The organism is Micromonospora maris AB-18-032, from assembly GCF_000204155.1.
Classification (GTDB): Bacteria; Actinomycetota; Actinomycetes; order Mycobacteriales; family Micromonosporaceae; genus Micromonospora; species Micromonospora gifhornensis.
On sequence record NC_015434.1, the window covers coordinates 2,875,695 to 2,899,326 of the forward strand.

Annotated in this window: 22 protein-coding genes and 1 pseudogene; 19 read left to right on the forward strand and 4 right to left on the reverse strand. The window is 71.2% G+C overall.

Annotated elements, in window-relative coordinates; genetic code table 11:
* Positions 1–89 precede the first annotated feature (89 nt).
* The 15 genes and pseudogenes from VAB18032_RS12925 (at position 90) to VAB18032_RS12985 (ending at position 15,882) form a co-directional block, all read left to right on the forward strand.
* Positions 90–872: an ABC transporter ATP-binding protein gene (locus VAB18032_RS12925; RefSeq protein WP_013733285.1), complete on the forward strand. Its 783-nt coding sequence runs from the start codon at positions 90–92 to the stop codon at positions 870–872.
* A complete protein-coding gene (locus tag VAB18032_RS12930; protein WP_013733286.1) occupies positions 872–1,591 on the forward strand; it encodes an ABC transporter ATP-binding protein in 720 nt (239 codons plus the stop codon). Before VAB18032_RS12925 ends, VAB18032_RS12930 begins: the two co-directional genes overlap by 1 nt.
* Before the next feature lie 17 nt (positions 1,592–1,608).
* Entirely contained in the window at positions 1,609–2,487 is an 879-nt protein-coding gene (locus tag VAB18032_RS12935) for a branched-chain amino acid ABC transporter permease (RefSeq protein WP_013733287.1), read from the forward strand.
* Entirely contained in the window at positions 2,484–3,590 is a 1,107-nt protein-coding gene (locus VAB18032_RS12940) for a branched-chain amino acid ABC transporter permease (protein WP_013733288.1), read from the forward strand. The genes VAB18032_RS12935 and VAB18032_RS12940 overlap by 4 nt, the downstream gene beginning before the upstream one ends.
* 57 nt (positions 3,591–3,647) lie before the next feature.
* A complete protein-coding gene (locus VAB18032_RS12945) occupies positions 3,648–4,928 on the forward strand; it encodes an ABC transporter substrate-binding protein (RefSeq protein WP_013733289.1) in 1,281 nt (426 codons plus the stop codon).
* A gap of 68 nt (positions 4,929–4,996) precedes the next feature.
* Entirely contained in the window at positions 4,997–5,824 is an 828-nt protein-coding gene (locus VAB18032_RS12950) for an SDR family NAD(P)-dependent oxidoreductase (RefSeq protein ID WP_081476094.1), read from the forward strand.
* Positions 5,817–6,866: a phosphotransferase family protein gene (locus tag VAB18032_RS12955; RefSeq protein ID WP_013733291.1), complete on the forward strand. Its 1,050-nt coding sequence runs from the start codon at positions 5,817–5,819 to the stop codon at positions 6,864–6,866. The genes VAB18032_RS12950 and VAB18032_RS12955 overlap by 8 nt, the downstream gene beginning before the upstream one ends.
* A 1-nt stretch (position 6,867) precedes the next feature.
* Positions 6,868–8,103, forward strand: a complete 1,236-nt coding sequence (locus VAB18032_RS12960; protein WP_013733292.1) for an acyl-CoA dehydrogenase family protein — start codon at positions 6,868–6,870, stop codon at positions 8,101–8,103.
* A gap of 46 nt (positions 8,104–8,149) precedes the next feature.
* Complete coding sequence (locus VAB18032_RS12965) at positions 8,150–8,761, forward strand: TetR/AcrR family transcriptional regulator (RefSeq protein WP_013733293.1); 612 nt, start codon at positions 8,150–8,152, stop codon at positions 8,759–8,761.
* A gap of 121 nt (positions 8,762–8,882) precedes the next feature.
* Complete coding sequence (locus tag VAB18032_RS32095) at positions 8,883–11,507, forward strand: AAA family ATPase (RefSeq protein ID WP_158309498.1); 2,625 nt, start codon at positions 8,883–8,885, stop codon at positions 11,505–11,507.
* Complete coding sequence (locus VAB18032_RS32100) at positions 11,404–11,805, forward strand: helix-turn-helix transcriptional regulator (RefSeq protein ID WP_158309499.1); 402 nt, start codon at positions 11,404–11,406, stop codon at positions 11,803–11,805. Before VAB18032_RS32095 ends, VAB18032_RS32100 begins: the two co-directional genes overlap by 104 nt.
* Before the next feature lie 496 nt (positions 11,806–12,301).
* Positions 12,302–13,414, forward strand: coding sequence for a hypothetical protein (locus VAB18032_RS31745; RefSeq protein WP_148272265.1), 1,113 nt, complete (start codon positions 12,302–12,304; stop codon positions 13,412–13,414).
* 258 nt (positions 13,415–13,672) lie between these two features.
* A complete protein-coding gene (locus VAB18032_RS12975) occupies positions 13,673–14,824 on the forward strand; it encodes a helix-turn-helix domain-containing protein (RefSeq protein WP_081476097.1) in 1,152 nt (383 codons plus the stop codon).
* Between the two features lie 447 nt (positions 14,825–15,271).
* Positions 15,272–15,652, forward strand: a pseudogene (locus tag VAB18032_RS33355) (hypothetical protein).
* Entirely contained in the window at positions 15,649–15,882 is a 234-nt protein-coding gene (locus tag VAB18032_RS12985; protein WP_013733301.1) for a hypothetical protein, read from the forward strand. Before VAB18032_RS33355 ends, VAB18032_RS12985 begins: the two are co-directional and overlap by 4 nt.
* Before the next feature lie 81 nt (positions 15,883–15,963).
* Here the strand turns inward: VAB18032_RS12985 and VAB18032_RS12990 are convergent, their stop codons facing one another.
* The 4 genes from VAB18032_RS12990 to VAB18032_RS13005 all read right to left on the reverse strand — a co-directional run bounded on the left by VAB18032_RS12990 (position 15,964) and on the right by VAB18032_RS13005 (position 19,851).
* Positions 15,964–16,422, reverse strand: coding sequence for an SUKH-3 domain-containing protein (locus VAB18032_RS12990; RefSeq protein WP_013733302.1), 459 nt, complete (start codon positions 16,420–16,422; stop codon positions 15,964–15,966).
* 229 nt (positions 16,423–16,651) lie between these two features.
* Positions 16,652–17,728, reverse strand: coding sequence for a zinc-binding dehydrogenase (locus tag VAB18032_RS12995; protein WP_013733303.1), 1,077 nt, complete (start codon positions 17,726–17,728; stop codon positions 16,652–16,654).
* Positions 17,725–19,143: an aldehyde dehydrogenase family protein gene (locus VAB18032_RS13000; RefSeq protein WP_013733304.1), complete on the reverse strand. Its 1,419-nt coding sequence runs from the start codon at positions 19,141–19,143 to the stop codon at positions 17,725–17,727. Before VAB18032_RS13000 ends, VAB18032_RS12995 begins: the two co-directional genes overlap by 4 nt.
* Positions 19,144–19,185: 42 nt before the next feature.
* Entirely contained in the window at positions 19,186–19,851 is a 666-nt protein-coding gene (locus VAB18032_RS13005; RefSeq protein WP_013733305.1) for a TetR/AcrR family transcriptional regulator, read from the reverse strand.
* Between the two features lie 89 nt (positions 19,852–19,940).
* On the opposite strand from VAB18032_RS13005, the gene VAB18032_RS13010 reads away from it, so the two are divergent.
* The 4 genes from VAB18032_RS13010 to VAB18032_RS13025 are packed head-to-tail and all read left to right on the forward strand — an operon-like array spanning position 19,941 to position 23,632.
* On the forward strand, positions 19,941–21,089 hold the full coding sequence (locus VAB18032_RS13010) for an acyl-CoA dehydrogenase family protein (protein ID WP_013733306.1): 1,149 nt from the start codon (positions 19,941–19,943) through the stop codon (positions 21,087–21,089).
* Between the two features lie 19 nt (positions 21,090–21,108).
* Positions 21,109–22,281: an acyl-CoA dehydrogenase family protein gene (locus VAB18032_RS13015; RefSeq protein ID WP_013733307.1), complete on the forward strand. Its 1,173-nt coding sequence runs from the start codon at positions 21,109–21,111 to the stop codon at positions 22,279–22,281.
* Positions 22,278–22,742 (forward strand): MaoC family dehydratase, encoded by a 465-nt coding sequence (locus VAB18032_RS13020; RefSeq protein ID WP_013733308.1) that lies wholly within the window; start codon positions 22,278–22,280, stop codon positions 22,740–22,742. The genes VAB18032_RS13015 and VAB18032_RS13020 overlap by 4 nt, the downstream gene beginning before the upstream one ends.
* Positions 22,739–23,632, forward strand: a complete 894-nt coding sequence (locus VAB18032_RS13025) for an AMP-binding protein (RefSeq protein WP_013733309.1) — start codon at positions 22,739–22,741, stop codon at positions 23,630–23,632. Before VAB18032_RS13020 ends, VAB18032_RS13025 begins: the two co-directional genes overlap by 4 nt.

Here is a 23,632-nt window from a genome sequence, read left to right on the forward strand (position 1 = left end):
GACGCGGCATCGAAGGTGTTGACGAAACACGCGAGAAACGTACACTCCCAGTGTAATAAGTTTGGGCCGCGCGGCGAGGGGCAGGGTTGATGACGGACGGTCTCGCACTGCACCAGGTCGGCGTCCGCTTCGGCGGCCTCACCGCCCTCGACGACGTCTCGCTTCAGGTCGGTCCGGGCGAGGTGGTCGGGGTGATCGGCCCCAACGGCGCCGGCAAGACCACCCTGTTCAACGTCGTGTGCGGCTTCGTCACCGCGCACACCGGCACGCTTACCCTCGACGGCCGGCCGCTGCGGCCCCGACCGCACCGGCTCACCCGACTGGGCATCGCCCGCACCCTGCAGGGCACCGGCCTGTTCGCCGGGCTCACCGTGCTGGAGAACGTGATGACCGGGGCCACCCACACCGCCCGCGCCGGCCTACTTCCGGCGCTGCTCGGACTGCCCCGCAGCGACCGCGACGAGCGCCGGATGCGCGAACACGCCCGCACCGTCCTCGACGAACTGGGCATCGCACAGCACGCCGACGCCGCGCCGGACACCCTCCCGTTCGCCGTACGCCAACGGGTTGCCCTCGCCCGCGCGCTGGCCGCCCGACCTCGACTGCTGCTGCTCGACGAACCGGCCGGCGGACTCGGCGCCGACGACGTGGACAACCTCGCCGAGCTGATCCGGACGCTGCCGCACCGATCCACCGACCCCTGCGCCGTGCTGCTCGTGGAACACCACATGGACCTGGTCATGGCCGTCTGCGACCGGATCGTGGTGCTCGACTTCGGACGGGTCGTCGCCGCTGGGCCACCCGAGGCGGTCCGCGAGGACCCGGCCGTGGTGGACGCCTACCTCGGCGCGACCGTCGACGAGGCCGCCTGATGACCGCCGACCTGCTCACCGCCGAAGCCCTGGCCTGCGGCTACGGGCCGGTGCCGGTGCTGCACGGCGTCGACCTGCGGGTGCCCACCGGCACCATCACCGCCGTCATCGGTGCCAACGGCGCTGGCAAGACCACCCTGCTGCGCACCCTGTCGGGCATGCTGCGCCCGAGCGCCGGCCGGATCCTGTTCGACGGACAGGACCTGCGGGGCACCCCGGTCGAGCAACTCGTCCGGCGCGGCGTGGCACACGTACCGGAAGGCCGCGGCGTGATCGGCGAACTCACCGTGGCGGAGAACCTGCGCCTCGGCGCGCTGTGGCGCCGCGACCGCCGCGACGCCGCACGCGCCCTCGACGAGGTCTACCAGCTGTTCGAACCGCTCGCGCGGCGACGACGGCACCTCGGCCACCAGCTCTCCGGTGGCGAACGGCAGATGCTGGCCCTCGGCCGGGCCCTGGTCGCCCGACCCCGCCTGCTGCTGCTGGACGAACCGTCGCTCGGCCTGGCACCCCGCGTGGTGGCCCAGACCATGGCGCTGCTGCGCCGGCTGCGCGACGACACCGGGCTGACCGTGCTGCTGGTCGAGCAGAACGTACGCAGCGCCCTGGCCGTCGCCGACCAGGGCATCGTGATGTCACTCGGCCGGGTCGTCCTGGCCGCCCCGGCCGAGCGACTGCGCGACGACGCCGACCTGCGCCACGCCTACCTCGGATTCTGACAAACGCTAGGAGGACCGTGGACCGCTTCCTCTTCCTCACCCTCGACGGGCTGTCGAGGGGCGCGGTCTACGCCGCGTTCGCCCTCGCCCTGGTGCTCATCTGGCGAGCCGGTCGGATCGTCAACTTCGCCCAGGGCGCGATGGCGGTCGCCGCCGCGTACGTCGCCTACAGCGTCACCGCCGCGACCGGGTCGTACTGGCTCGGCTTCGCCGCGGCACTGCTCGCCGGACTGCTGCTCGGCGCGATCGTCGACATCGCGGTGATGCGACTGGTGGACCACCGCTCACCGCTGAACCCGGTGATCGTCGCGCTCGGGCTGGTCCTGCTGATCCAGGCGATCCTCGGCATGGTGTACGGCAACGAGTACCTGCCCGCACAGGCCCCGCTGAGCCGTACCGCGCTGACGGTGGGCGACACCGCCGTGCTGTCCCCGTACGACCTGTTCGTCTTCGCCACCGTCGGCGCGGTCGGCGCGGCCCTGGTCTGGATCTTCACCCGGACCGCGATCGGGCTCCGGATGCGGGCGGCGGCCTTCGCACCCGAGGTGTCCCGACTGCTCGGCGTGAACGTCGGCGGCATGCTCACCCTCGGCTGGGCGCTGGCCTCGGGCGTCGGCGCACTGGCCGCGATGCTTGTCATCCCCACCGAACTGGGCCTGCATCCCCACGCGATGGACCTGGTCTTCGTCTCCGCGTTCACCGCCGCGGTGCTCGGCGGGCTGGACAGCCCACCCGGCGCGGTCGTCGGCGGCCTCGGCGTCGGCCTGCTGCTGTCCTACGTCAGCGGGTACGCCGGCGGCGACCTCATCCCGCTCGCGGTACTCGCCCTGCTGCTGACGGTGCTGCTGCTGCGCCCCGGCGGACTGTTCGCCACGGTCACCGCGAGGCGGGTGTGAGCGCCACCCGGGCGCCCGCGCCGCCCCACCGACAGCGCGCCGTCGATCTCGTCCGTACCGGCCGGTCCGTGCCGACCCTGCTCCGCCACCTCGCCGTCGCCGTCGCCGCCGCGCTGGTGGTGCTGCTGGTCAGCTACCAACTCGACTCGTACCGCAACTTCCAACTCGCCACGGTGGCCGCCTACCTCTGCGCCACCGCCGGACTGACCATCCTCACCGGGCTCTGCGGGCAACTCTCCCTGGGACACGGGGCGTTGATGGCCACCGGCGCGTACACGGTCGCGCTGTGCCAGAGCGCCTTCTTCGACCGGGGCGTCACCTCCGGCGCGGTGCTGCTGCTGTCGCTGGTCGCCGCTGTGGCGGTCACCGTGACGGTGGGTCTGGTCGTCGGCGTCGCCGCCGCCCGGCTGCGCGGCCCCTACCTGGCCGGGCTCACCCTGGCGGTGGCGGTGGTGGTGCCGGCGTTGACAGTCACCTTCGACGGCCTCTTCAACGGCGAGCAGGGCCTGCCGGTGCCGGTGGCACCCGCACCGGCAGGGCTGGGTCTGTACTTCCCGCACGAGCGGTGGCAACTGTGGATGGCCGCCGGGGCGACCCTGCTCTGCCTGGTGGTGCTGGCCAACCTGGTCCGCAGCCGCTACGGCCGGTTGTTCCGGGCGGTACGCGACGACGAGGTCGCCGCCCGGCTCGCCGGCATCCACGTCGCCCGTACCCAGGTCATCGCCTTCGTGGTCAGCGCGGCCGGCGCCGGCCTCGGCGGCGCCCTGCTGGCGGTGCTCGCGCAGAGCGTGTCACCCGGCGCGTTCGGTCTGAACCTTTCGCTGTTCCTGCTCATGGCCGTCGTCATCGGCGGTCTCGGCCGGCTCGCCGGCGCCGTGTGGGGCGCCTTCCTGCTGGTCGTCCTGCCCGACCTGACGCACTCCCTGACGAACCTGTTCACCCTCTCACCGGCGACGGCGCAGCGGCTGGAGGGCAACCTCCCGCTGGCGATCTTCGGGGCCACGTTGATCGTGGTCATGATCGCCGCCCCCGGCGGTGTGCAGGGTCAGTTGTCCCGACTGACCCGGGCGCTGCGCGCCCGCCGGCCGGCCGGGCGCTCGTAACCGCCCCACCCCCACCACCCACCTCGCACAACCGGACCGATGAAAGGTCGGTGTCCCATGCGAACCACGGAACGGCGCGGTCTCGCGATCGCCACCACCCTCACCTTGCTGCTCACTCTCACCGCGTGTGGCTCCGACGACGGCCCCGGCGCCGGGGAACCGGTTCCCGGGGTCACCGACACGGAGATCGTCGTCGGCACCCACATGCCGCTGACCGGACCGGCATCCGCCGGCTACTCGAAGATCGCCCCGGCCACGAAGGCCTACTTCGACTACGTCAACGCCAACGGCGGCGTACACGGCCGCAAAATCACCTACAAGGTCATGGACGACGGCTACAACCCGGCCACCACCCAGCAGGTCGTGCGCCAACTCGTCCTGCAGGACAAGGTCTTCGCCGTCCTCAACGGCCTCGGCACCCCCACCCACACCGGCGTGCTGGACTTCCTGCACACCAACCGGGTGCCCGACCTCTTCGTCGCCTCCGGCAGCCGCAACTGGGACCAGCCCGACCGCTACCCGAACACCTTCGGCTTCAACCCGGACTACACGGTCGAAGGCAAGATCCTGGCCAACCACGTGAAGACCACCCTGCCCGGCCGGAAGGTCTGCTTCCTCGGCCAGGACGACGACTTCGGGCAGGACGCCCTGGCCGGCGTGGAGAAGGTGCTCGGCACCGACGGGGTGGTGGCCCGCGAGACGTACGTGACAAGCAACACCAACGTCGCCCCCCAGATCGGCGCGTTCAAGGCCGCCGGCTGTGAGGTCGTCATCCTCGCCACCGTGCCCGGCTTCACCGCCCTGTCCGTCGGCACCGCCGCCCGGCTGGGCTTCCGTCCCCAGTGGGTGGTGTCGAACGTGGGCGCCGACCACCCGACGCTGGCCCGGCAACTCGGCGACGCCGCCGGACTGCTGGAGGGCATGGTCGGGCTGAACTACCTGCCGATGCAGGGCGACACCGACAACCCGTGGATCCAGCTGTTCACCAAGGTCAACACCGAACACAACGGTGGGGCGGAGTTCGACGGCAACACCGTCTACGGGATGGCCGTGGGCTACCTGTTCGTGCAGGTGCTGTTGGCCGCCGGCAAGGACCTCACCCGCGAGTCGCTGGTCGAGGCCGTCCGCAAGGGCGGCTACCAGGGGCCCGGCGTGGCGCCGCTGCGCTTCTCCGCCACCGACCACTCCGGTTACGGCGGGGGCCGGCTGAGCCGGGTCAGCGGGGGCAAGCAGAGCTACTTCGGCCCGACGTACGAGACCGACGAGGCCGACGGACCGGTCAACGAGTACACCGCACCGCCGGTGTCGCCACCGGTCAACGGCGTGCCCACCGCCTGAGCACCACGTCCGCGTGGTCCGCACCTGCGCACGGGTGCGGACCACGCCCGACCGCAGACGGGAGTCCGATGTCGACAGCCGACCCGGCCACCGACGGCGCGACCGCCGGCAGGAGGCAAGGAGCACGGTGGTTGCCGGGGGCGGCGGTCGTGGTGACCGGTGCCGGCTCCGGCATCGGCGCGGCCCTCGCCGAGCGGCTCGCCGCCGTCGGGGCCCGCGTGATCGTCAACGACCTCGACGCCGAGGCGGCACAGGCCGTGGCCGCTCGGATCGGCGGCCACGCCTGCCCCGGTGACGCCGCCGACCCGGCCGGTGTCGCCGACCTTGTGGACTTCGCCCGCCGACGCCTCGGCGGGGTCGACCTGTACTGCGCCAACGCCGGCGTGGCACCCGCAGGCGACGCCGACGACAGGGCGTGGGAGACGGCCTGGCGGGTCAACGTGATGTCCCACGTCCACGCCGCCCGCGAACTGCTGCCGCACTGGCTCGCCGCCGGGCGGGGGCGGCTGCTGGTCACCGCGTCGGCCGCCGGCCTGCTGACCATGCTCGGCAACGCGCCGTACGCGGTGACCAAACACGCCGCGCTCAGCTTCGCCGAATGGCTGCGGGCCACGTACGCGCACCGGGGCATCGTCGTGCAGGCGCTCTGCCCGCAGGGTGTGCGTACCCCGATGCTGGCCGCCGGCGACGCGATGAGCAGCGCCCTGCTGGACGCCACCGCCGTCACCACCGACCAGGTGGCCGACTGCGTGCTGGAGGCGCTGGACGACGACCGGTTCCTGGTGCTGCCACACCCGCAGGTGGCCGACTGGTACGCCCAGCGGGCCGCCGACCCGGACCGCTGGCTGCGCGGCATGAACCGCCTCCAGCAGCAGACGGAGCACCGCGATGCCTGACCCGGCAGACCACGCCACTTCGGACGACGCCACCCCGGACGACGCCGCTTCGGACGACGGCGGGCCGCTGCCCGGACTCGACCTGGACCGGCTGGCGACCTACCTGCACCGCCAGGTGCCCGGGCTGCTCGCCGGGCCGCTGCACGGTGCGCTGCTGACCGGCGGGCGGTCCAACCTCACCTACGCGGTGACCGACGGGCAGACCCGGTGGGTGCTGCGCCGCCCGCCGCTGGGCCACGTCCTGGCCACCGCCCACGACATGGGCCGGGAGTACCGGGTGATGCACGCCCTCGCGCCGACCGCCGTCCCGGTGCCGCCGATGGTCCACCACTGCGCCGACCCGACGGTGCTCGGAGTGCCGTTCTACCTGATGGGGCAGGTGCCCGGCCGGGTGCACCGGGAACCGGAGGAGCTTGTCGGCTGGTCCCCGTCGCAGGTGCGCGACCTGGCGTTCCGGTTGATCGACCTGCTCGCCGTGCTGCACACGGTCGAACCGGCCTCGGTCGGCCTGGCCGACTTCGGTCGCCCCGACGGGTTCAACGCCCGGCAGGTCCGCCGCTGGAAACGTCAACTCGACGCGTCCCGCAGCCGGGACCTGCCCGGCATCGGCGACCTGCACGACCGGCTGGCCGCCGCCGTACCCGAGACCCGGTCGGCGGCCGTGCTGCACGGCGACTTCCGGCTCGACAACGTCCTGCTCGGCGAGGACCGCACCGTACGCGCCGTACTGGACTGGGAGATGTCCACCCTCGGCGACCCGCTGGCCGACCTGGCCCTGTCGCTGGTCTACGCCCGCCGGGTGACCGCACCCGGACAGCCCGACACCGACGAACTGGCCGACAGGTACGCCCGACGCACCGGACGGTCGGTCGACGCACTGCCCTGGTATCTCGCCTTCGCCGCCTTCAAACTCGCGGTGATCCTGGAGGGCGTGCACTACCGCTACGTGCAGGGCCAGACCGTCGGCGACGGATTCGACCAGATCGGCGCGCGGGTGCCGCCGCTGATCGCCGAGGGCCTGAGCACCCTAGGGAGACGATGACGTGGACTTCCGCTACGACGACACCACCGAACGGCTGCGCGAGCGCCTGCACGAGTTCATGACCGAGTGCGTCCATCCGGCCGAGCCGATCTTCGAGGCCCAGACCCGGAGGGCCGACGAACCGTGGACGGCACCGCCGGTGGTGGCCGAACTCCAGGCCGAGGCGCGTCGGCGCGGGTTGTGGAATCTCTTCCTGCCCGGCGAACACGGCGCGGGCCTGACCAACCTCCAGTACGCGCCCCTGGCGGAGATCACCGGCCACTGCCCGTGGCTGGCCCCGGTGGCGCTCAACTGCGCCGCACCGGACACCGGCAACATGGAACTGCTCGCCCAGTTCGGCTCGACCCAGCAACGCGAACAGTGGCTCACGCCGCTGCTCGACGCCCGGATCCGGTCCGCCTTCGCGATGACCGAACCGGCCGTCGCCTCCTCCGACGCCACGAACATCGCCACCCGCATCGAACGCGACGGCGACGCGTACGTCGTCAACGGCCGCAAATGGTTCGTCACCGGCGCGATGGACCCACGCTGCGCGATCTTCATCGTGATGGGCCGGACCGACCCGTCCGCGCCCCGGCACCAGCAGCACAGCCAGATCCTCGTCCCGCGCGACACCCCGGGCGTCACCGTCCGTCGAGGCATGACGGCCTTCGGGTACGACGACGGCGACCACGGCGGCCACGCCGAGATCGACTTCGTCGACGTACGGGTGCCGGTGACGAACCTGATCGGCACCGCGGGCTCCGGCTTCGCCATCTCACAGGCCCGACTCGGTCCGGGCCGGGTGCACCACTGCATGCGGCTGCTGGGCATGGCGGAACGGGCCGTCGAGCTGATGTGCCGGCGGGTCAGCCAGCGGCACGCCTTCGGTGCGCCCCTGTCCGAGCAGGGCGTGGTGCGGGACTGGATCGCGCAGGCCCGGGTACGCCTGGAGCAGGCCCGACTGCTGGTGCTCAAGACCGCCTGGCTGATGGACACCGTCGGCAACCGGGCGGCGCACACCGAGATCCAGGCCATCAAGATCGCGGTGCCGGAGACCGTCGAATGGATCATCGACCGGGCGGTGCAGGCCCACGGCGCGGCCGGCGTCAGCCAGGACACCCCGCTGGCCCGGCTCTGGGCCCGCGCCCGCGCGGTACGCATCGCCGACGGCCCCGACGAGGTGCACCGCCAGTCGCTGGCCCGCCGGGAGCTGCGCCGGCATCGGGACGCGGATGCCGTACCGGCACGCGTCTAGACTCGGCTGGCACGAGGGAGCAGCAAGGGTGAGGAGACGGACGCGGATGGTCGGTGCCGAGACCGCCGGTCGGGTCGACGGGCGCACTGCGCGGGCGGAACGCACCCGGGCAGCCATCGTCGAGGCGCATCTCGCGCTCATCTCCGAGGGCGACCTGCGTCCGACCGGTGAGCGCATCGCCGAGCGGGCCGGCATCTCCCTGCGTACGCTCTGGACCAACTTCAAGGACATGGAAACCCTGTTCGAGGCCAGCGGCGCGGAGCTGCTGCGCCAGCAGGACGCCGCCTGGCGGCCGATCTCGCCCACCCTGCCGCTCGCCAAGCGGGTCGACGCCTTCTGCCGGCAGCGGGCCAAGCTGCTGCAACTGATCGCACCGTCGGCGCGGGCCGCGCAGATGCGCGAGCCGTTCTCCGCACAGCTGCGCCGCAACCGGCTCAAGCACATCGCCCGGGTACGCGACGAGATCGAGCAGTTGTTCGCCGACGAACTCGACCGCGCCGGGCCGGCACGCGACCAGGTGGTCAACGCGGTGGTGGCGGCCAGCACCTGGCCGGCCTGGTCCACCCTGCGCGACGGCCTCGGGCTGGGCGTGGACGCCGCCCGGGCGGTGATGGCCCGTACCGTCGGCGCGCTGCTGGCTCAGCTGGACGAGCGCTGACGGGTCGCAGCCGGCACCGCGACGGCGGGTGACCTGGGGCGGTTGCCGCAGAATTCCGCTTCTGCCTCTTCTCAAGCGCTGTCCGATAGGTGAGACTCGATGCATGGTTAGTGCATCAGCAGTGCAAATAGAAGTGCTACGGGGCCGGCAGGGGGAGTGCCGGGAGATCCGCTCGCTGCTCGCCGCACCGGCCGGCGGAGCGCTCCTGCTGCACGGCGAGCCCGGCGCGGGGCGCACCGCCCTGCTGGCGTACGCCCACCGCCACCGCGCAGGTCGCCGCCTGCTCGCCGCCGCCGGCCTGGCCGACGAGGCGATGCTGCCCTACGCCGGACTACAGCGGCTGCTCGACCCCGTGCTCGACCGCGCACACGCGCTACCCGAACGGCAGCGGCAGGTGCTACGCGACGCCCTGACCGGCGAGGGCTGCCCCGACCGCGACCAGCTCATCCTCTCCCACGCCGTCCTCGGACTGCTCGCCGAAGCCGCCCACGACGGCCCGCTGCTGTGCACCATGGACGACCTCGACGCAGGCGACACCCCGACGGCACGGGTACTGACCTTCGTGGCCCGACGACTGCCCCAACTGCCGGTCGTGCTCCTGCTCACCGCCGGCAACGACACCGCAGCGCCGGCGATACCCGGCCGCCGACTACTGCCCCTGGACCCCTCCGACAGCCACGCCCTGCTGACCGCCCGACGCCCCGGCCCACCACCAGCCGAGCCGGTGCTGGCCGCCCTGACCACCCTCGCCGCCGGAAACCCACAGGCACTCGTCGACCTCGCCGGCACGCTGACCCCCGGCCAATGGTGCGGCACCGAACCCCTGCCGGCCGCACCGCCGACCGACGGCGCCCTCGGCCGGACCTACCGCGCCCTGCTGACCCGCCTGCCCCGCGACACCCAGGGCGCGCTGCTGCTGGCCGCGATCGCCGCAGCCGACCTCGCCCACCCGACCCCGCCCGGCCGGGCCGCCGCCGTGGACCCGGTCACCCTGGGCCGCGCACTGCGCGCAGCCGGCAGCGGCGTCGAGGCACTCGTACCCGCCGAGGCCGCCGGCCTGATCCGCATCACCACACCCGGTGGCGCCGACTTTCCCCGACCGCTGGCCCGCAGCATGATCGAGGCGACCGCCTCCGTCGCCGCCCGCCGCGACGCCCACCTGCTGCTCGCCGCCGCCCTCGACGGCACCGGATCGCGGCTACGTCGGGCCCTGCACCGGGCCGCGGCAACCGACGGAGATGATCCGGCGCTGGCCGCCGAGCTGGAGGACGCAGCACAGGCCCACCAGGACCGGTCGGTGGCCGCGACCGCGCTGGCCCGAGCCGCCGAACTCAGCGACGACCCGGCGCTCGCCACCGCCCGGCAGGTCACCGCGGCCCGCTACGCCTGGCAGGCGGGACAACCCGAGCGGGCCCACGCGCTTCTGCACCACGTCGCCGACGCGACCGGCGCACTGCCACACCAGGCCCCACCCACGCCGACCGGCCGCAGCGCCGCCGGCCTGCCGGTGACCCCACCCGCGCCGACCGGCCCCAGCGCCGCTGGCGTGCCGCTGGCCTCACCCTCGCCGACCGGCCGCAGCGTCGCCGGCCCGCCGGTGACCGCTGCCACGGCTGGCCTGGCCGAACTGCTGCGCGGTGAGATGCACCTGCGCTGCGGTCGCGCCTCGACCGCACTGCCCACCCTGCTGGCCGCCGCCACCACACTGGCCGACGTCGACCGCGAGTCGGCACTGGTCGCCCTGGTCCGCGCCGGTGAGGCCGTCTGCTTCTCCGGCGACCACTACCGCTACGCCGAGGTGGCCCGCCGGGTGCAGGCACTCCGCCGCGACGAGGAACCGCCGTGGGCGGACCTGCTGACCACCCTGGTCGCCGGGGTCGCCGCCACCCTGCGGGGCGAGCACGCCCACGGCGGCCCGCTGCTGCGCCGGGCGGTGGCCCTCGGCGGCCGGCTGCGCGGTGCCGCAGTCACCCCGACCGCGTTGACCGGGCGCGGCCGCCGCCGGCCTGCTCGTCGCGGTCGACGCCGCGGCGTACCGGCTCGCCGAGGACGCCGTCGACCTGGCCACCGACCGAGGCGAGGTGTCACTGCTGCCCAGGGCGCTGGAACTACGCGCGATGAGCGAATACTGGCTGGGCCGGCACGACGCCGCAGCGAAAAGCTGCCAGGAAGGACTGCGGGTGGCCCGGGCCGCCGGACAGCACGCCACCGCCGGCGTACACCTCGGTCTGCTCGCCGTACTGTCGGCCGTGCGGGCCGACCACGACGCCTGCCTCGGCCACGTCGCCGAACTGGGCGACACCGCCGCACCCGGCAGCCGCCCGTACGCCCTCGCCCAGTGGGCCCTCGGCGTGCTGGACCTGGTCGACGGCCGGTACGCCGACGCCGCGGACCGACTGGCCACGCTGGCCCGACCCGGCACCGGACGCGGCCAGGTGCTCGTCCAGGTGATGGCCACACCCCACCTGGTGGAAGCCGCCGCCCACGACGGCAGGACCGCCCGGGCCCGAGCCGCGCTCGCCGTCTTCGACCACTGGGCGGGCAGCACCGCCAGCCCGCTGCGCCGGGCGCTGTCGGCCCGCTGCCACGCGCTGCTGGCCCCACGCGGCAGCACCGAAGCCGAGGAACACTTCGACCGGGCGTTGTGCCTGCACCCGGCCGACGCCGCCACCTTCGAACGGGCCCGCACCGAACTGCTCTACGGTCGGGAACTACGTCGCAACCGGCGGCCCCGCGACGCCCGTGACCACCTGCACCGGGCCCGGCAGACCTTCGTCCTGCTCGGTGCCGACGTGTGGGCGCGGCAGACCACCGTGGAGCTACGCGCGGCGGGGGAGTCCGTCGGCACGCCGGACCGGCAGGCGGTACGGCTGCTCACCGGTCAGCAGTTGCGCATCGCCCAACTGGTCGCCGCCGGCGCCACCAACCGCGAGGTCGCCACACAGATGTTCCTGTCCACCCGGACCATCGACCACCACCTGCGCAACATCTACCACCGGCTCGGCATCCGCTCCCGCACCGAACTGGCCCGCGCCTTGGGCTGAGACAGCGACCGCAGCACCGTTGCATCTGGTCAAGCCGTACCCGTTCGGCAGGATGCTGCGATCATCGGCGCCGATGACTGGAGTCGAGGAAGTACTGCGCACGGATCAACGGCCGGCAGCCAGCCCCGACGAGTGCGCGCCGGGTGGCTCCTCAGAGACGCCAGCAGTCAGACTGTTCCTCCTGTTCCCCGCAAAGGGGATGATCCCCTGGCGTGGGCACACTTCCGGTTCACCATGGTGAGCGGCAGTGAATCTTGACGAGGAATGTCGGCATGCTTGATGGGGAGGGTGTTGGTCGCCGGCACGGCAGCGGACCTTGGTTCCGCTTCAACACTTTCGGTCGCCGGTTGTCGGAAGTTTGAGGCGAAGGGGGCACTACGTCGTCCGGGACGTCTACGCCGCCCTACACACCGACTTCGCCGCCTTGACCGCTTGATCGCCATAGGAGTACTGGTATGGCAACAGCCAAGGTGGGCCTTGTCGATACACTCAACCTGTGCTGCCAGGCCTGCAATTCACCGACTTTCACAAGTTCCTTGTAAGCGTCGGCGGGCTGTCCCTTGCGAGCGGGATTGCGTTACCTCTAGTCCTATTGCGATCCCAAAAAGCCTTGCTTGTGCCCGAAAGGGACATCTTGCTTCTGGCGCCGTCGGCCGCAAAGGCGGTTCGATCGCAGCAGGATCAGTTGGCGTGGCTCATTCGGCACTGGCCGATGGTATCGCTGGTTCTGGTAATTCTGGGTGTCTCGCTTGTCGTGAAAGGCGCCATCATGTGGAAGCGTCGGCAGGATCGCCTTAACGAGAGGGATGATGCGGAGATTGATCGCTTGAAGGCAGAGCGAGAAAAGTTCCACCAAGAGACTTTGGCCCTTGCCCGCCAGCACCAAGAGTCGCCAAGTCAGGCTGATGTCAGTCTAGAGGAAAAGGCGGCCGAGTCGGCAGGAGAAGAAAATTTTGAAGATCTCTCCTCCGTGCGTACTGCCGCCAACGATGGAGGTCCAGCCAGTCCTTCGAACTCCTCGGTTCCAGAGCAGCGTGCCGACGAGGGGACTAGCAGTAAGAAGCATCTCGACGCCTTGACGCTTCAAGTGGAGGCGGAGGAGTTAGTTCTTAGAAATATCCGATCTTTTTACCGAGGGCATCTCGATATAGTCCGGGATGTCCGAATCAATGGCGTGCGTGCCGATGCGCTAGTGGTGTCACAGTCGTCGAATATGCCGAACTTGATTCTTGACATTCGGATCGTATTGGTTCACCCTAATTGGCTTTATTACTTTCGTCGCAGGCTGCAGGAAAGCATTCGCTGGATCTCTCAAGTGAAGGGCGAGGCTGTCGCTGAACTGCATGCCGATGTTAAGCCTGTTGTGCTATTTGTGTTCAATCAAAATCCCTCCGAGGCGACCGTGCTGTCAGTCCGGAGATTGATTTCTCGCCTACTGGACGACTACTTGGCAGCCAGGAGCAGGTCGCTCCACGGCTTGATTTTCTTAACCACCGTTGCTGATTTGCGAAAGACGGATACCCTGGCGGCTGACTTGATTGCGCAGGGCGGGCTTGCGATGGACACCCTCAGTCCCCGGTCAGATCGAAGTGAGCCCATCGGTGGATGATCGCGCGTGACCCCAGCAGGGCGAAGACTCAGCGGTGCGTGCGATCTCAGTCCAGCAGATCAGGTGAGTTTGAGGGGCGTGACGACGTGCCGGTCGAAGCGCGATGAGGGTCAGGCGGCCGCCCCTGCGAAGCACTGTCTGTCAGGAGTACCGTCGGTGGCAGCGTGGTTGCCGGTTGTCGTGCTGGCTGCGTGCCGTATCTGATCGTTGTTCGAGAGGATCACTGTGCCTCGCCGACCTATACCTGCTGACCCTTCGGTGGGTGAGCGCATCCGGGCCCGGCGCGAGTTGCGTGGCTGGAGTATCCGGCATGCCGCGAGTCGCGCGGGTATCTCGCATACCACGTGGTCACGGATCGAGCGCGGTGTTCAGCGTACGGATCGGTACATGGTGGTGGATCTGGCCGCGGCCCTGGAGTGTTCGGTGTTCGACCTTACGGGGCAGCCGTATACGCCGGCTGATCGGCAGCTTGATGGTGCGCGTATCGACGCCGAGCGGGTGTGGCGGGCGATGATGGCGCATCCGTTCGATGGGCCACCGGTCGTCGGGGCAGCCACTGTGGAGCAGGTGGATCGGGAGTCGTCGCTGGTGCGCGATCTGTACGGCCGGTGCGACTACGCCGGAGCCCTGCGCCGGCTGGTGGACCTCCTTCCGGCACTGCATGGTGTGACTGATCAGCGGGCGGCGTACCGGTTGATGGTGCCGGTGTACGGGGTGGCGATGGGTTCGTTGCTGAACGTGGGTTACTCGGCCCATGCCTGGTTGGCGGCGGAGCGTTGTGCGGAGGCTGCGCACCTGCTTGATGACCCGGTTGCGGTGGGGGTGGCGGCGGCGAATCGGGCTCGGGTGTCGGCGTACACCGGCGCGTACGGCCCGGCGCGGGCGTACTGCGATCGGGCCGGAGCGGACCTGGAGGGCAGCGGTGCGGACACCGCGCTGGATGTGCTCGGGTTCCTGCACCTGGCTCGCGCGCATCACCTCGCCGGAATGAAGGATCAGACCACGGCCGAGGAGCACCTCGATGAGGCGGCGCGGATCGCCGCGCACACCGGGGAGACGACGAGCTGGGACCTGTTGTGGGGGCCGAGCAACGTGGCGTTGTGGCGGATGGCCTACCTGCTCGACACCGGACGTCCGCAGGAGGCGTTGCAGGCGGCTGCCGGGGTGGTGGTCGGGGAACTGCCGGCGGTGCGGCAGGTGTACTACTGGCTGGACATGAGCCGCGCGATGGTGGCGGCTGAACGGGAGCGAGACGCGGTGCGGATGCTGCTGGCGGCCGAACGGGTCGGCCCGCAGCACACCCGGTCATCGACGGCGGCGCGAGAAGTCGCACGTGGGCTGCTGCGTCGAGGGCTGGTCTCTACGGAACTGCGGGGCCTGTGCGAGCGCATGGGGGTCTCCGCCCAGTAGTGGTGCGTAGGTGTTCCATCACCCACCGTGCCGTCCATAACGTTCCGATCAGGACACGACGGCAGGAAGCACCCGCTACGCCGACTCTGTCCGCCGGGTGGCGACGCCAACCCGAGCGCGACACCTGACAGCCGCGCTGCCGTCGCCACCCGCCGACCCATGACAAGGGAGGCGGAACCTGTGGCAATCCGGTCCGAGCTGCGCGACATTCTGCGGTGGCTGCTGCGACGCGCAGACTTACCCCCGCCGCCCGGAACGGGCCAACGCCACCAGGCCGCCGAGCAGGCCGCAGCGCAGCGGAGGCTGCTGGACCAGGCGAAGAGGTCACGGGACACGCACTGGCACCGCGAACCGATCCAGACCACGCCGTACGCGCCGACGACGCGTGATCAGCGCACCGGGGACGCGACACGGAGCCACCGGTGAGCCCAGCGCGGGCAGGTTCTCCTGCGATGCCGCCCCAGGCCACCGGAGAGTCTCGTACGACGAGTACCTGTCGGCTACCGCGTTGACCTTTGCCCGGCGGCATCGGCCGGTGTGGTGTTGGCGGCGGTGGCGGCGGGTCTGTCGGTGCGGAGCTGACCTGCCCTGCCGTGCTCGACATCGCATTCCGATCAATCGTGGTCACTGGCCTGGGGAGGGTGAGCAGTGACCGGCGGGCCGGAACAGACGATCCTCGCCGTACACGTTCGTGGGCTTGATGGGATGTGTGTGGGTTGTCGGGTGTGGTGGGCGCGGTTGGTGCCGTACCCGTGTTGGCAGGTGGAGTGGGCGACGAGCCGGCAGGCTCGCGCGAGCGTGGCCCGGTTTCTGGGCGGTGCGCGGTGACCACCCATGGCCCGGTGATGCCGATCTGGAGTTGTGGTGGCTGTGACCTGCCCTGGCCGTGTCCGACGCGGCGGCGGGAGTTGCGCGCGGAGTACGCGGGCGCGCCGGTGTCGCTGGCTCTCTATCTCGGTGTCTGTCTCGTGCAGGCCGCCGAGGACATGCCGTGGGCACCGGCCGGGGCGCTGCATCGCCGGTTCATCGGCTGGGCCAGGCAGGTGCCGGAAATGTAGGAGCGAGTCCTCGTGCCTACCGTGAGCCCGGTCAGCGAGCGCGGTTCTGAGCGGATAGTTCGGTCGGGGAGAGGAGCAGCGCTAGCCGATCTTGCGAGGCATGTATCCGAGAGCAAGGTGGTCCATGGCCCTCGGCAGACGGCCGAAGGTGGCGAGCCCATCGGTGACGAGGTATATCTCTTCCTGCTCGTCGATGCCGAGCAGCGCGCATCCGCAGGTTCCACCCGCCAGTTCACCGATCGGCGCTATGTCACGGCTGATTCGTTCTCCCCATCCAATGAATCGATCAGCTTCGCCGGAGCATTCGGTTGGAACCAGCGTGAAGGGTTCCCGAGCACGGGTGACACCAGGCTCGCTGTTGTGGACGGTGAGCCCGCCGAACTCGGTGAGGAACCGTCGCGCGACCGGATGCAGGGGAAGGAAGCCGTCTGCCTCTAGGTCAGCCTCCCACTGTGCTGTGTCCACAGCCCGACCGGCGGACCAGCCCACCTGTTTCAGGATGTCGCGCGTTCGGCGGTAGAAGCTGACTGGGCGCTGCATGGCAGCGACTGTAGGCGACGAACGTACGACACGGTGGTCTGGATACACCGAGCGGTGTGGACCTGACGGAGCGGAAGGGCCGGCACCGGCTGGCTGGGCCGCCATCCCTCGCTCCGCGCCGTGCGGATGACTGCCGCGACCATCGATGGACGAACAGGGACCGGCGGGCCGCCGATCCAGAGCCCTTCCTGGTCAACGCCACGTCGATCCCCTCGCCGCCGGATGCGCGTCAGTCGAACTGAACCACCGTACGGGCGCCCTCGCCACGGGCCATCCGGGCCAGAGCCTCAGGTGCCTCGTCGAGGGTGATCCGGTCGCTGACCAGGAAGTCGAGGTCGAAGCTGCCGTCGAGCACCGAGCGGGCCAGCTCCGGCAGGTCCCGGTCCGGGTCGGAGGAGCCGTACACCGAGGAGCGCAGGGTCCGGGCGGAGTGGAAGATCTCCAGTGCGCTGAGACCGACGATGTCGTCCTTGCCGCCCATGCCGACCACGATGACCTGTCCGCCGCGACGGGTGGCCCGCCAGGCGGTGCGGATGGTGGCGGCCCGGCCGACGCACTCCACCGCATGGTCGACGCCGCGACCCCCGGTCAACGTTCGTACCGCGCGGCTGAGGGTGTCGTCGGCGAGTAGGAAGTCGGTGGCACCGGCGGCGTGGGCCAGGTCGGCTTTGGCGGGGGAGACGTCGACGGCGATGACGGTGGCGGCACCGGCGGCGCGGGCGGCGGCGACCGCGGACAGGCCGACGCCGCCGAGGCCGATGACGGCGACCGAGTCGCCGGGGCGCACGGCGGCGGTACGCCGGATCGCGCCGACGCCGGTGAGCACCGCGCAGCCGAGCAGCGCCGCAGTGGGGAAGGGCAGGTCCGTCGGTACGACGACCATCGCCTGCTGCGGCACCACCACCTGCTCGGCCAGCGCGCCGAGGCCGAGGGTGACGTGCAGCGGCTCGCCGTCGAGGGTGTGCCCGGCCTCTGTGGCTGGGGTGCCGGTGTGTTCGCACAGCCAGGGTTCGCCGTGGGTGCAGGACCAGCAGGCGCGGCAGGGTGGCGCCCAGTTGAGCACCACGTGGTCGCCGACCGCGACCCGGTCGACGCCGTCGCCGATCTCGACGACCACACCGGCGGCTTCGTGGCCGAGCAGCAGCGGGTACGGGGCGGCGATGGTGCCGTCGACCATGGACAGGTCGGAGTGGCAGACGCCGGCGGCCCGGATCGTCACCCGTACCTGCCCGGTGTCGATGTCGGGCAGGTCGACCTGCTCGACGCGTGGGGGAGTGCCAGCGGCCCTGGCGACGAGGCCCCTCACCGCTGGATCGCCTTCAGTTCGCAGAACTCCGCCAGCCCGTGGGTGCCCAGTTCGCGGCCGAGGCCGGACTGCTTGTAGCCGCCGAACGGTGCCAGGGGGTTGAAGGGTGCGCCGTTGATATCGACGGCCCCGGTGCGCAGCCGGCGGGCCACCTGCACCGCGCGTTCTTCGTCGGTGGACCAGACCGCGCCGGCCAGCCCGTAGCGGGAGTTGTTGGCGACCCGTACGGCGTGGTCGTCGTCGTCGACGGGGATGACCGCCAGGACCGGCCCGAAGACCTCTTCCTGGGCCAGGGCGCTGTCGGGGTCGACGTCGGCGATGATCGTCGGGGCGACGAACCAGCCGCGCGACGGCACGGGGGCGTCGGGTCCGCCGACGACGAGTCGGCCGCCGTCGGCCAGGCCACGGGCGATGTGCTCGCGTACCCGGTCGCGTTGCGCAGCGGAGACCAGGGGGCCGAGTCGGGTGGCCGGGTCGAACGGGTCGCCGAGCCGGTAGCCGGCGACCGCCGTGGCGGCCAGGTCGAGGGCTTCGTCGTAGCGGTCGCGGTGCACAAGCATCCTGGTCCACGCGGTGCAGGTCTGCCCCGAGTTGAGCATCGCGTTGCCGACGCCGACCTTGACCGCGGCGGTCAGGTCGGCATCGTCGAGGATGACGTTCGCCGACTTGCCGCCGAGTTCCAACGCGACCCGGGCGATCCGGTCGGCGGCCAGGTGGGCGATGCGCCGGCCGGTGGCGGTGGAGCCGGTGAAGGAGACCAGGTCCACGTCGGGGTGGCCGGCGAGGGCCTCGCCGACGATCGGCCCGGTGCCGGTGACCAGGTTGACCACGCCCGGTGGCAGGCTGGCGGCGTCGATGGCGTCGAAGAGCAGGTACGCGGTAAGCGGGGTCAGCTCGCTCGGCTTGAGCACCAGCGTGCACCCGGCCGCCAGGGCGGGAGCGAGTTTGGCGACGATCTGGTGCAGCGGGTAGTTCCACGGGGTGATCGCCCCGATGACGCCGACGGGTTCGCGTACCACAAGGGAGTTGCCCACGGTCTGCGGCGCCGGCGGCTGGGCGGCCAGGTCGACGTAGCTGCGCAGGACGGTCAGCGGAAGTCCGACCTGGACGCGGGTGGCGACCTTGAGCGGGGTGCCGAGTTCGGTGGCGACCGTGTGGGCGATGTCCCCGGCGCGGGCGGTCAGCTCGGCGTGCAGTCGGTCGAGGTGGGCGGCCCGGTCGACGGGGTCGGTCGCGGCCCAGCCCTCGAAGGCGGCCCGGGCGGCGGCCACCGCCCGGTCGACGTCGTCGGCGGTGCCGGCCGGGACCGTGCCGATGACCTGCTCGGTGCTGGTGTTGTGCACCTCCAGCGACTGCCGGCCGTCGGCGGGAACCCAGGCTCCGTCGAGGTAGAAATCGGTCCGTACGGATTCCATGTGCCTCCACCTCGACTAAAACTAGCGGTGCAAGTTTGGACTCTAGTGCGTCCCGCCCTCCGGCGGGAGGGGGGCAAGTGGACCTACGAGCCGCTCGTAGGTGTGCGACAGCCCGTCGATGAGCGCCTCCAGGCCGAGGGCGAACGCGCCCTCGTCGACGCGCTGCTGGTGCTCGGCGAGGCGGTGGGCCTGGCTCAGGTGCGGGTACTGCTCGGCATAGAGCCCCGGATCCTCCACGAAGCCCCGGGCGAAGGAGCCGAGCGCCGAACCGGTCACGAAGTAGCGCATCAGCGCGCCGATGTGCGTCGCCCGAGCCGGCGACCAACCCGCCGCGACCAGCCCGCCGTAGACGGCGTCGGCCATGGCCAGCGCCGCCGGACGTCGACCGGGACCCTGGGCCAGGTGCGGCACGATGTTCGGATGCGCCGCCAGGGCGGCCCGGAACCCGTGCCCCCAGCGACGCAGTGCCTCACGCCAGTCGACCTCGCCGAAGAACGACACGTCCACCTGGCCGGTGATGCTGTCCGCGACCGCGTCGAGGATCTCGTCCTTGGTGGCGAAGTGGTTGTACAGCGAGGGCCCGCGTACGCCGAGCGCGGCGGCGAGCCGCCGGGTGGAGAACGCGTCGAGTCCGTCGGCGTCGATCAACGCGGCGGCGGTCTCGACGATCCGCTCCCGGCTGAGCAGTGCCTGTCGAGGCCGGGGCATGGGCGTCCTCCTTCGCATCGGTGGCTCGCGGGGAACTGTCGCACACCGGGGTCTGGACAGCATAAAACTTGCAGCGCTAGTTTAATCGTATGGACCTTCACCTCTCCGCCGAGCAGGTCGCGGTCCGGGAGCTCGCCGCCGACTTCGTCAACCGCGAGGTGGTGCCACACGCGGCGACCTGGGACCGGCGCGAGGCGGTCGACCCCGGCATCGTCGGCAAACTCGGCGACGTCGGCTTCCTCGGCCTCACCATCGACGAGGAGTACGGCGGCTCCGGCGGCGACCATCTCGCGTACTGCCTGGTGCTTGAGGAACTCGGCCGAGGCGACTCCGCCGTACGCGGCATCGTGTCGGTCTCCCTCGGCCTGGTCGCCAAGTCGATCGCCACCCACGGCACGCGAGAGCAACGCGAACAGTGGCTGCCCGCGCTCTGCTCGGGCACCGCGCTCGGCTGCTTCGCACTCACCGAACCGGACAGCGGCTCGGACGCCGCGGCGCTGACCACCCGCGCGGTCCGCGACGGCGACGACTGGCTGCTCACCGGCCGCAAGACGTTCATCACCAATGGCACCACCGCCGACGTCGCGTTGCTCTTCGCCCGCACCGGCGGCCCCGGCCACCGGGGCATCACCGCGTTCCTGGTGCCCACCGACAGCCCGGGCCTGTCCCGATCCGAGATCAAGGGCAAGCTGGGCCTGCGCGGACAGGCCACCGCCGAACTCGTCCTCGACGGCGTACGGGTGCCCGACACCGCCCGCCTCGGCGAGTGCGGCGCCGGCTTCCGGCTGGCGTTGGGCACCCTCGCCAAGGGACGCATGTCGGTCGCCGCCGGATGCGTCGGCATCGCCCAGGGCTGCCTGAACGCCGCCGTCGACTACGCCGGCGCCCGCACCCAGTTCGGCAAACCCATCGCCGGACACCAACTCGTGCAGCAACTGCTGGCCCGCATCGCCGTCGACACCGCCGCGGCGCGGCTGCTGGTCTGGCAGGTCGCCGACCTGATCGACCGGGGCCAGCCGTACGCCACCGAGGCGTCGATGGCCAAGCTGTTCGCCAGCGAGGCCGCCGTGCGTGCCGCCAACGACGCCATCCAGGTCTTCGGCGGGTACGGCTACATCGACGAGTACCCGGTCGGCAAATACCTGCGCGACGCTCGCGTCACCACCCTCTACGAGGGCACCAGCCAGATCCAGCAGCTACTCATCGGGCGGGCGCTCACCGGCGTCAACGCCTTCTGACGAAAGGAACCGTGAGCACATGGACTTCGGGCTGTCCGACGAGGAACGGGCCATCCGCGACACCGCCCGCGACTTCATCACCCGCGAGGTCATGCCGCTGGAGCAGGAACTGCTGCGCCGGGAACGGGCCCACCAGCCCGGCCTGGAACCCTCCGAGCTGCGCGAGTTGCAGCTCAAGGCCAAGAAGTTCGGCTTCTGGGGCCTGGCCACGCCGCAGGAGTACGGCGGCATGGACCTGCCCGCCGTCATGCAGTCGCTGATCTGGACCGAGATCGGCCGCACCTTCGTGCCGTTCCGCTTCGGTGGCGAGGCCGACAACATCCTCTTCTACGCCACCGAGGAGCAGCGGCAGGAGTTCCTGCTGCCCACCATCGCCGGTGACCGCAACTCCTGCTTCGCCATCACCGAGCCGGGGGCCGGCTCGGACGCCGCCAACATCCGCTTCCGCGCCCGACGCGACGGCGACGACTGGATCCTCAACGGCGAGAAGACCTTCATCACCGGCGGCAACGAGGCCGACTTCGCCATCGTCATCGCCGTCACCGACCCCGAGCGGGGCGCCCGCAACGGCGGGGCGACCGCCTTCCTGGTGGACCGGTCGATGGGCTGGCGGTCGGAGTTCATCCCCACCATGGGCGAGGGCGGCCCGGCGTCGCTGTTCTTCGACGACGTACGCGTACCGCACCGCAACATCCTCGGCGAGGAGGGCCAGGGGTTCGCGCTGGCCATGCAGTGGATCGGCAAGGGCCGCTACACCATCCCCTCACACGCCGTCGGCATCGCCGAACGGGCACTGCGGATGGCCATCGATCACGCCAACACCCGGGAGACCTTCGGCACCAAGATCGGCACCAACCAGGCCATCCAGTGGATGATCGCCGACTCGGAGACCGAGCTGGAAGCCGCCCGCTGGCTCATCCTGCGGGCCGCCTGGACGGTCGACGCCGGAATGGACCCCCGGCACGCCTCCTCCATGGCGAAGCTCTACGGCGCCGGCATGGTCAACCGGGTGGTCGACCGGGTCATGCAGATCCACGGCGGGATGGGCTACACCCGCGAACTGCCGATCGAACGCTGGTACCGGCAGGTGCGGCTGTACCGGATCTTCGAGGGCACCGACGAGATGCAACGACTGATCATCTCCCGCGACCTGCTGCGCGGCTACACGAAACTCGGAGGACACCTGGGATGAGGACCTTCGCCAGCATCGACGAGTTGGCCGGCGCGGTCGGCGAGCCGCTCGGCCCCGGCCCGTGGTTCCCGGTCGACAAACGTCGGGTCGAGCTGTTCGCCGACGCCACCGACGACCACCAGTGGATCCACCTCGACCAGGAACGGGCGGCAGCCGGACCGTACGGCGGCACCATCGCCCACGGCTACCTGACGCTCTCCCTGATACCGGCCCTGGTCGGCCAGCTGTACCGGGTCGACGGGGTGCGGATGGGCATCAACTACGGCCTCAACCGGGTCCGCTTTCCCGCACCGGTACGCGTCGGCAGCGCGGTACGGGTCGTCGCCACCATCGACCAGGTCACCCCGTTCGACGGCGGGGCGCAGCTGGTCGCCACGGTGACGGTGCACAACGACGGCGGTGACAAGCCGGTCTGCGTGGCCGAGACGGTGAGCCGGCTGTACACCGACCCGCCCCGATGACCACGCTCTCCCCGGCGACCGTGCTGGCCGGCTCCGCCCGCCGGCACGCCGACACCGTCGCCGTCGTCGACGGACGGGTCCGCGTCACGTACGCCGAACTGTGGTGGGAGGCCCGCTGCTACGGCGCCGGGCTACGTGCCGCAGGGGTACGCGCCGGCGACACGGTGGCCCTGCTCGCACCGAACGTGGTCGACTTTCCCCGGGTCTACTACGCCGCCCTCGCCGCCGGTGCGCACGCCGTGCCGATCGGCGCGCCGACCAGCCCGCAGACGGTTCACCTGCTGCGCGGCGCGCGACTGCTCGTCTGCCACACCTCACAACTGGCCGCCGGGCAGTGGGTCAGCGCCCGGGCCGGCGTACCGCTGGTCACCGTCGGACCGACCCGCGGCCCGTCCGGCGTACCCCGGCTGGAAGACCTCAGCGACCCCGCACCCGGCGGCGCCGCTGCGGACCCGGACACCGACGACGACCCGGCCGGCCGGACCGCGACCGACCCGGACGACGGCGACGTGGTGCTCAGCTGCCTGCCACTGGGTGGCCGCTTCGGCCAGGACGTCGCACTGACCGGCACCTTCGCCGCCGGGGCGACCCTGGTGCTGCTGAGCCGATTCACCGGCCCGGCGGCACTGGAGCTCATGCTCCGCGAGGAGGTCACCGTCTTCCACGGCACCTCGGCGATGTACGCGGCCCTGCTCGACGCGGCGCGGGGCAGGCAGACCCTGCCCCGGCTGCGACGCTGCGTCAGCAGGACCCCCCTGCCACCGGCCCTGGGACAGCCCTTCACGACCGCCTTCGCCACCGTCGTCACCGTGGCCGAGGAGAAGTCCCGATACGGCGGTGGCCGACGGCAGCGCTGGCGCTGCCGACACCGGCAGGGGAAAGGACGCTGA